Genomic DNA, 8,647 nt, shown 5'->3' on the forward strand with positions numbered 1-8,647 from the left:
GGCTCGGCGGAGGGATCCGATCAGGAGTGCAGGACCTCCAGGACCTCCGCCGGCACCTCCGCCAGCGACAGCGCGGGGGCATCCGCGGCATCGATCAGGGCGCGATGCACCTGCACGCTGCCCCTGCCGATCCGGTCGAGGCCGCTCACCGGATGCTTGGTCCCGTAGTGCTCCGAGGCCCACCCGCGGTGCCCGCCGAACTCCTCGCCGCGGTAGGTCTCCGATTCCGCCGAGCCCACGAGGTGCAGGCTCACGGCCGGCGCGCCGTCCCGAGAGGCCTCCCACGAGTCCGCGGAGAGCCGGTGCAGGTGCAGGTCGGGGCCGAACAGCCAGCGCTGCCGTGCCGCGCTGCTGCGGGCGAGGGCGAGCAGCCGCACCTCGTCCTTCACGACGATCCACCGGTCGTCCAGCACCGCGACGGACCGGGCGATGCGGAAGCGGTCGGGCAGCCAGGCCTCGACGCCCATCCGGCAGTCTCCCTCCGCGGGGACCTCGTGATGGGTGAAGGCGGCGCCGTAGTCGGGGTGTGCGCGGACGAAGAACTGCCGGAGCTCGCCGTCGTGGTCCTGCGGTGCGATGACGCAGTGGCCCAGGCTCGACTCCATGGCCTTCCGGTACGGGTCGGTCTTGTCGTACAGGTAGGAGCCCGCGTCCACCAGCAGGGGAGCGCCGTCGCGGTGGACGGTCAGCGCCGTGTCGTCGGCGTGCTTGTGGACCTCGGTGCGGGCCCCGCCCACGAGCGAGACGTAGAGCCGCTCCGATTTGTAGACTGCCAGCCCGGAATCCGGGAACGCGGAGGATCGGTTGCGCGAGTGCACCACGGCAGGGCGGTACTTCCCGCTGTCGCCGATCGTCGGGATGGTGTCGTCCTGGAGCATGGTCAGCTCGAGCGCTTCGCGGGCGCGGTCGAGGATGGGCCGGAGCTGCTCGTCGATCGTCTCGCTGATCTGCTCGGCGTCCTGGATCCGCAGGACCTCGCGGTAGCAGTGCAGATTGAAGTTGTGGTAGCCCACGGTGTTCTCATTGCACATGCCGCGGTCGTCGAAGGCCTCTTCGGCCAGCTCCACGATCCGCGTCAGCGCGGTGTCCAGCGCGGTGCTCCCGCCCTCCACGCGCTCGACGGCCACGTGCCAGAGCAGCAGCGCGATGCTGCTCATCAGGCCGTGGTTGTTCGGGCGGTAGTTCGCATCGTCGAGCACCCAGGCGACGGTCTGATCCGCGATCTCGCGGATGCCGCGGCGGACCTCCTCGTCCTCGATCAGCTCGCCCGCCTCGAGGCAGGTCCTGATGCGGGTCGCGCAGGCGTGGTCCATGCTCGGCAGGTCGGTCCACCGCTGCGTGCCCCCCGGCCCGCCGAGGTGCTCGACGGCGGCCTTCCACCCCTCGACCAGCGACGGCAGGTCCTCGGGGTGACCCTGCCGCACGACCTCCCCGGCGCGTCGCAGCGGCTCCAGGGCGTAGAGCCACATCAGGGAGCTGCCCTTCTGGTTCGGGAACTCCTGGGCGAAGTCCAGCCCGGGGGAGCCGCCCACGACGATCTCGGCGCCGGTGAACAGCCGGATGCGCAGCGGACCGTCGGCGTCGCGGCTCCAGTCCGCGTCGCGGATCATCCGCTTCTCGAAGCTCGGCCGCAGCTGCGTCGGGAGTCCCTGGTCAAGTGCTGGGGTGCTCATGAGGCGACCTCCCGCAGACGGGCGATGAAGTGATCGTAGAAGGGGCGGGTGTAGTGGAAGGGGGACAGGCCCCAGCGGTGCGTGCTGTCGGCCACCAGGAGGTCGTCGGGGTACTCGATGACGGCGCAGCCGAGGCTGCGCTCGAGGGTGGTGTACATGTGCTTGAGGGTCCGGTTGTGCAGCTCGATGGGGAAGCGCTCCTGCAGATCCTGGCCGGTGTCGTCGTGCGTGGCCCAGTAGGCCTTGTTGAGCACCACCCGGCGGCCCTCAAGAGCCTCGACGAGCTCTGCGGCGGCCTGGTTCCACGCCGTGATGAATCCGGGGCGGCCGATGGAGATCTGGGCTTCGCGCTGCGGGGCGAATCCCGCGCGGGCCGCTTCGCTGCTGCAGGCCAGGATGCCGCCGGAGACCCGGGCCACCGGGATCCGCTCGTCGATGAGATCGATGATGACCAGGACCTCCGGGTCCAGATCGCGCAGAGTCGGAGGAAGGGTCTTCCGGACGTCCCGGTCGACCATCCGCTTCTGGAAGGCGCTCGGGATCGCCTCGAGGTCCATGCTGGCGGGGAGCTCTGCCGGCGCCCGGCCGAAGGCCGAGACGAGCGGGGTGCGGGCGAAGTAGTCGCTCAGCCCCGGAGCCCCGTCCAGCGCAAAGGCGTCCCGGGTGACGCAGCTGCCGTAGATGAAGGCACGAGTCTGCGCGGGGTCACGGGACTGCACCGGGCTCCGCACGACGGCGGGCTCGGGTGCCTCGCCGTCGCCCACGGCGAGCTGGCCGAGGTGGTGATTGAGCCCGTCCCGCACGGTCACGAGAAGCTCGGAGCCGGTCCACCGGGCGTCGGCGTCGTACTCCAGACGACGGGTGTGCCGGAACCAGGCGAGCTGCCCGCGCCTGTCTCCCAGGGACTGGGTCAGCCCGAATCGCAGGCCGCCGTATCCGGGCTCAGGGGCTCCCTCGGGCAGCGTCACGGTGACGGCGCTCTCCCCGGTCGCGTGCGCGGCACGAGCACCCGTCAGGATGCTCGTCGCGAGCGAGCGCAGATCCTTGGGCATCTGCGCCAGGGAGGCCGCATCGCAGGCTTCGTCGAGCACGATCCGGCGCGCGATGTCCAGGCTCGGGGCATCGCCGTGGAGGAACTCGGCCAGGGCGGAGACCAGCAGGTCGTGGGTCAGGGGGGCATGGCCTGCGCCCCAGTCCCCTCCCTGCACGACGTGATCGGGCCCCAGGATGCGGCTGCCCGTGCCGAGGTCCTGGAAGCGGTGGGCCTGGACGTAGGGCATGGCGTGCGCGCTGAGGTGCCAGTCGTTCAGGTTCTGCAGGTAGAGGAGCCGGTCGATGCACGACGGATCGTGGGTCGTGCGATCGACGAGGCTGTGCTCGATCCCCGCGCGAGCGCAGAGCTCGGTGCGCTCCTGCAGCCAGGTCTCGGCCGACGGGACCTCGGGGGAGTGCTCGGCGAACGCGGACTGCAGGTACTGGTCGACGAAGGTGCGGTTGTACCGCAGGATGTCGGTCTGCGGGTTCCAGACGAGCGCGGAGACCGGGCGATCCAGCAGCGCCGCATAGCGCAGCGCAGCGAAGCCGCCGCCCGAGCCGCCCACCAGGACGAGCTCTCGCCGCCAGGCGTCGGAGAGAGCGCGCAGCGCGTCCAGGATCGCGGCCGTGACGTCGGCGCCGTCGAATCCCGCGTACCACCCCAGGCGGACCTGGGAGTCCCTGTCCACGGCGGGATCGGAGATCGCGGCGTAGACGGGGGATACCGCCGGGCCGACGCGCCCGCCCGAGAAGAACGGGCCGGACTTCTCCTCGCGCGAGGGGACGTTGCCGTTGAAGAAGACGGGGATCGAGGAGGTCGTCCCGGCCTCCGGGGAGCCCTGCACCAGGACATCCAGGGTGACCTCGTCGTCGAGCGCGAGCTGGTGCACGCCGTCGGCGTCGCCGGCTTCCAGGGCCGTGCGGAGGCCGTCGGGACCCGCGTGCGTGTGGACGTGCCCCCACCTCTCGTAGCTGCTGGCGGTGCTCATGCTCGATCCTCTGCTGATGCGGTGTCGTGGTGGTCGGAGCCTGCTCGGCGGCGCATGGCGTCGAGCTCGGCCTCCAGATGGCGGATGCGCTCCTGCAGGACGCGCAGGTCGTCGCCGTCGCCCGGCGAGCCGCCCGAGCCCGCGGGGGCGCCCCCAGCCTGAGAAGGCGCGGGCGCCGTGAGCTTGTGGAGGAAGCGCCCGAAGCGGTCGAGCCGGGTCTCGAAGTCGTCGAAGCGCCGACCCAGGTGCTCGAGGGAATGCGCGATCGCGTCGGTCGCCGCGGGAGAGCCGCCGGCCACGGCCACGAGGGTCGGCGTCGCGTTCAGGCGGCCGAGCACGTGGTATCCGGCGTCGTCGAGCCAGGCGCGCAGCGCCTCCTCCTCGGCAGTGCTGCGGGCCTCGACGGCCAGGACGGGACGGTGCCGTCGGATCAGCCCGAGCGCTCCGGCCAGGACCTCGGCCTCCATGCCCTCGACGTCGATCTTGAGCAGGTCCACGGGCTGATCCCACGCGAGGTCGTCGAGGGCCACGATGCGGATGTCGCCGTCGGCGCCGCACAGCTCGAGGGTCGAGGCGCCCGTGTTCGCGCGGTCCCACGCGCCGACCCGGGCCCGGCCGCTGCGTCGCCCCACGCCGTAGGGCTCGACGCGGACCCGGGCATCGAGCTGGTTCTGGGCGACGTTGTGCGCGAGCACCGTGCACAGGGCCGGCACGGGCTCGAAGGCCCGCACGCGGCAGCCCATGACGCCGGCGAACCAGACCGCGTGATTGCCGATGTTGGCGCCCACGTCCGCGACCAGGCCCCCGGAGGGCACCAGTGCCGACAGGAACGTCAGCATCTCGTGCTCGTAGAAGCGCTGCTGGCCCTCGAGCCAGCGGAAGATGTGGTCCTGCTGGTCCAGTCCGCTCAGCCGCCAGGTGCGGCCGTCGGCCTCGACGGAGGTCGAGGGCAGCTCGGACAGCGGCGGGACCTCCGGCCAGGAGAACCGGTCGGCGGGGGGTGCGGGTGGCAGATCGGCGGTCATGCGGTCGGTTCGCTTTCTGTGAGGATCGCCCGGAGCGTGGCGTCGCGGCTGAGCGGGTTGTGGCCGGCCGCGTCGTCCTCGTACCGGTGGATGTGCAGGTGCGCGGCGAGATCGGGGCGCTGTCGGGCGAACGCCTCCACCTGCGGCAGGTCGACGATCCGGTCGTGCTTGGAGGCGATGTTGACCCAGTAGTCGATCTGGGAGGCGGCGCCGGTGGCTTCCCAGAGCCGCAGGACGCTCGTGCGCTGCGGGAGCCGCTCGCGCAGCGTGGCGGGCAGGATCCCGTCGAACCGGGCGAAGCGCAGCTCGTTGACGGCCTCGGCCATCCAGCGCGTCCAGTCGATCTGGGCGTTGTTGACCACAGCGCGCGAGCCGTCGTCCAGGGCGGCCGCCGACCACGCCCAGAATCCCCCCGCGGAGGAGCCGAAGTAGGTCCGCTGCGAGGGCTCCGGAGCTCCGAGCGCGCCGGCCAGCAGCCGGAGGGCCCGGACCGTTCCCGGGATGACGGACGTCCCGGCGGAGACCTGACCCCAGGACAGGCTCAGCGCGTCGGTGCCCAGGCTCCCCGGATCCGCGACGTAGATCTGGGTCCGGGGGATGTCCCGCCACCAGCTCGAGCGCTGGAACACCGGCTCGCGCTGGGAGCGCTCGAGGTCGACCGCGCCGTTGAACAGGGTCAGGACACGAGGCCGGCCGCTGTGCGCTCGGCGCACGACGAGCAGCGGCACCCGGCGGCCCTCGACCACGAGGTCGAGCCGCGTGGGGGTCTCGAGCGGGAACAGCCGGGGGGACAGACCGGGGATGTCGTGCGGGGCGACCCGCGGCGGCTGCGCGCCCAGCTCGGGCCGGGTCGCATCGGGGACGTCCACGGCCGCTGTCGCCGGCCCGGCCGGCTCCGCCGGCGAGAACTCCACGTCGCGGATCCAGGCCCTGCTGGCCTTCGCCCAGGTGGCAGAGCCCTCATGATCGCGCAGGGCGACGGCCGCCACGGAGACCCGGGCTCCGGACCGGAGATCTGCGAGCCTGACGTGCACCGGAGAGCTCGAGCGGCCGCCGTCCCAGCTGACCTTCGGCTCGCCGTCGACGAGGACCTGGAGGCGCCAGTGCCCGGCGGCGGCGCGATCGCCGTAGGTCGAGGCGATCGTGAAGCGCAGCTCGCCGGGGTGCTCGAGGGGCTCGAACCGCCGGGAGGACGAAGCGCCTTCGCGGAAGCTCCGGGCCGGAATGCTCAGCTGCGTCCCGGTGCCCGGTGCGGCGGTCCCTTCCGCATCGCCGGGCCTGCGCAGCCACGACGAGGCCTCGAGGGACGGGACTGCGGGGTCGGGCGCGCCGGCCCCCCGGCCGCTGCGGGCGGCGTCGCGGGTGATCTCGTAGAGATTGCGGTCGTCGTTCTTGCCGAAGAAGTTCAGCAGGGGGTACGACGCATTGATCAGCTCGGCGAAGAGGAATCCGCTCCGGCGGTCCTCGATGGGAAGCGACAGCGAGATCTCCAGCAGCGAGCGGACATTGAGCTGAACGCACGTCTCGAACGCCAGATCCGTCTCATTGAGGACCTCGGCGCCCCAGCGGCCCATCCGCATCTCCCAGTAATAGAGATCGCGCAGATGCATGCCGTGCAGATCGGTGTCGTACTGCCAGCGCTGCAGCCCCCGGCGGAAGACAGCGCGCCGCTCGGCCGTGGGCTCGGTGGGGCGGGTCTTGGCCGTGCGATGCAGGAACAGCTGCTCGAGCGAATCGATGGTGCTGTTGTCCTCGGCGACGTTCCAGTAGGCCCGTCCGACCTCGTAGCCGAATCCGCGGAGGTGGATGTGTGCTTCGGCGGAGAACTCGCGCAGGTAGTGGGGGAGCAGCCATGCTCCGTGGTTGCCGTACGTGTTCCGGGCGACGACGGATTCCTGCTCGGGCGTCAGCCCGGCCGATCTGTCCTCGATCCGGAAGAACGAGTGCCGGGCCTCCGGCAGCAGGACGCGCAGCCGCTCGACGATGCGCTCGTCCTTGGCCAGGGATTCGCGGTGCCTGCTCCCCGCCCGGCGGTCGGCCGTGTACGTGAACAGGGAGAGCCTCCGCAGGTGATCCCAGTTCAGGGCCAGCGTCGTGCGGGAGTCGGCGCCGCCGGTCAGGGACATGACGAGCTTCTGCGGGCGAGCGGCCAGCTCCTGCATCTGCCGGCTCCAGCGGCGGCGGAAGAGGTCGAGGCGCTCGTCCAGGGGCATGTCCCGGTAGGCGTTGGGGCGCCGGGGATAGAAGCGCCGCACGCGCCAGCCGGTCAGGTGCAGCTCGTGGTTCGGCAGCAGGGCCTCGATGCCCAGGTACGGCGTGCGGCCCCAGACATGCAGGATCCCCGGCCGCCCGTTCCGGGAGGTGCGCAGCGGATGCGCTGAGATGTCGTGGATCAGATGCGCGTGGCTGGAGACGAGCTCGGCCTTGGGGGAGAAGCACACGGAGCGCATGCCCAGGGCATCCTGGCGCAGCACGACGTCCGGTCCGTCGCCGGTCAGGACGACGTGGCGCCCGCCCAGGTGGTCGAGGGCGTCCAGCAGCGCCTCGTCGGATTCCTGCAGGGCCTCGGCGAGCCGCCGTGCAGGCGAGAGACGGCGCTCGTCGTCGCCGGCGTAGAGGCACAGGCCGTAGACCAGGACCCACCGCCGTCCGTCGGCCAGCGGCAGGAACTCGGCGGACTCCTGCGGATCGTGGCGCAGGATCCATCCCGAGGCGCCCAGCTCCCGGCCGGGCCAGTGCGCGACCGGGCCGATGCCGGTCCCGCGGCGGTGCAGGAGGAAGCCGCGGCGATAGGGCTGGAGATCGGGCAAGGGGCTGGGCACCTTTCGGGCAGAGGCGTGCGGGGTCTCAGGCGTCGTCGGCCGTCTCCGGATCGAAGTCCCTGATCCGCTCGCCCACGCCGAACATGTGCGCGATGGCGGCGATGGTGCGCTCGGCGGCGCGGCCGTCGCCGTAGGGATTCACCGCATTGGCCATGGTGTCGTAGAGCACCTGGTGGTGCAGCAGGGTGTCCACCTCGGCCACGATGAGGTCCTCGTCGGTCCCGATGAGCTTGACCGTGCCGGCGGTGACGGCCTCGGGGCGCTCGGTGTTCTCGCGCATGACCAGCACGGGCTTGCCCAGCGAGGGGGCCTCCTCCTGGACGCCGCCGGAGTCGGTCAGGACGATGTTCGCGACGGAGAGCAGCCGTGTGAACTCCCCGTAGGCCAGCGGCTCGGTGACCAGGACGTTGTCCAGGCCCTCCAGGGCCGGCAGCACGGCCTCGCGGACCACGGGGTTGCGGTGCGCGGGCAGCACGATGGTCAGCTCGGGCTCGGCCTGGGCGATGCGCGCCAGGGCACGGCCCACCCCGCGCATGGCATCGCCCTGGTTCTCGCGGCGGTGCGTGGTGACCAGCAGGACCTTGCGCCCCGAGGCGGCCAGCTCCTCGAGCTGCGGGTCCGTGAACGGCAGGGCCTTGGCCACGGTGTGGTGCAGCGCGTCGATCACCGTGTTGCCGGTGACGACGATGTCCTCCCCGTTGATGGACTCGGCCAGCAGGTTGTGGCGCGAGATCTCCGTGGGAGCCAGGTGCAGCGAGGTGATCTGGGAGGTCATCTTGCGATTGGCCTCCTCCGGGAACGGGGAGAAAAGGTTGAACGAGCGCAGTCCCGCCTCCGCGTGGATCACCGGGATGCCGCGGTAGAAGGCGGCGACGGCTCCGGCCGTCGAGGTGGTCGTGTCGCCCTGGACGACGACGGCGTCGGGGGCGCTCTGCTCGAAGATCGCGTCCAGCCCCTCGACGGTGCGGGTGAGCACGCCGTTGAGCGTCTGCCGCGGGCGGATGATGTTGAGGTCGTGATCCGGGGTGATGTCGAAGATCGGCGGATTCAAGCGGTCAGCGCAACATCTCCTGTGAGATGGGACAGTCACTGACCACAGGAGG

Annotated in this window: 5 protein-coding genes; all 5 read right to left on the reverse strand. The window is 71.5% G+C overall.

Annotated features, from left to right (window positions below):
- Window positions 1–20: 20 nt before the first annotated feature.
- Window positions 21–1,673, reverse strand: coding sequence for a heparinase II/III domain-containing protein (locus FSY66_RS11250; protein WP_144794992.1), 1,653 nt, complete (start codon window positions 1,671–1,673; stop codon window positions 21–23).
- On the reverse strand, window positions 1,670–3,697 hold the full coding sequence (locus FSY66_RS11255; RefSeq protein WP_144794994.1) for a DUF6270 domain-containing protein: 2,028 nt from the start codon (window positions 3,695–3,697) through the stop codon (window positions 1,670–1,672). Before FSY66_RS11255 ends, FSY66_RS11250 begins: the two co-directional genes overlap by 4 nt.
- On the reverse strand, window positions 3,694–4,722 hold the full coding sequence (locus FSY66_RS11260) for an FkbM family methyltransferase (RefSeq protein ID WP_144794996.1): 1,029 nt from the start codon (window positions 4,720–4,722) through the stop codon (window positions 3,694–3,696). Before FSY66_RS11260 ends, FSY66_RS11255 begins: the two co-directional genes overlap by 4 nt.
- The gene (locus FSY66_RS11265; protein ID WP_144794998.1) at window positions 4,719–7,532 is read right to left on the reverse strand and encodes a hypothetical protein; all 2,814 of its coding nucleotides are present in this window, start codon (window positions 7,530–7,532) and stop codon (window positions 4,719–4,721) included. The genes FSY66_RS11260 and FSY66_RS11265 overlap by 4 nt, the downstream gene beginning before the upstream one ends.
- Window positions 7,533–7,569: 37 nt before the next feature.
- Window positions 7,570–8,647 (reverse strand): non-hydrolyzing UDP-N-acetylglucosamine 2-epimerase (wecB, locus tag FSY66_RS11270; RefSeq protein ID WP_144795001.1); only part of this gene is annotated, 1,078 nt, incomplete at its 5' end.

The sequence above is a fragment of the Kocuria palustris genome, assembly GCF_007666205.1.
Classification (GTDB): Bacteria; Actinomycetota; Actinomycetes; order Actinomycetales; family Micrococcaceae; genus Kocuria; species Kocuria palustris_A.

Coding starts and splice junctions, on each gene's coding strand:
- FSY66_RS11255 (WP_144794994.1), bottom strand. CDS start 3,697: ATGAGCACCGCCAGCAGCTACGAGAGGTGGGGGCACGTCCACACGCAC.
- FSY66_RS11250 (WP_144794992.1), bottom strand. CDS start 1,673: ATGAGCACCCCAGCACTTGACCAGGGACTCCCGACGCAGCTGCGGCCG.
- FSY66_RS11260 (WP_144794996.1), bottom strand. CDS start 4,722: ATGACCGCCGATCTGCCACCCGCACCCCCCGCCGACCGGTTCTCCTGG.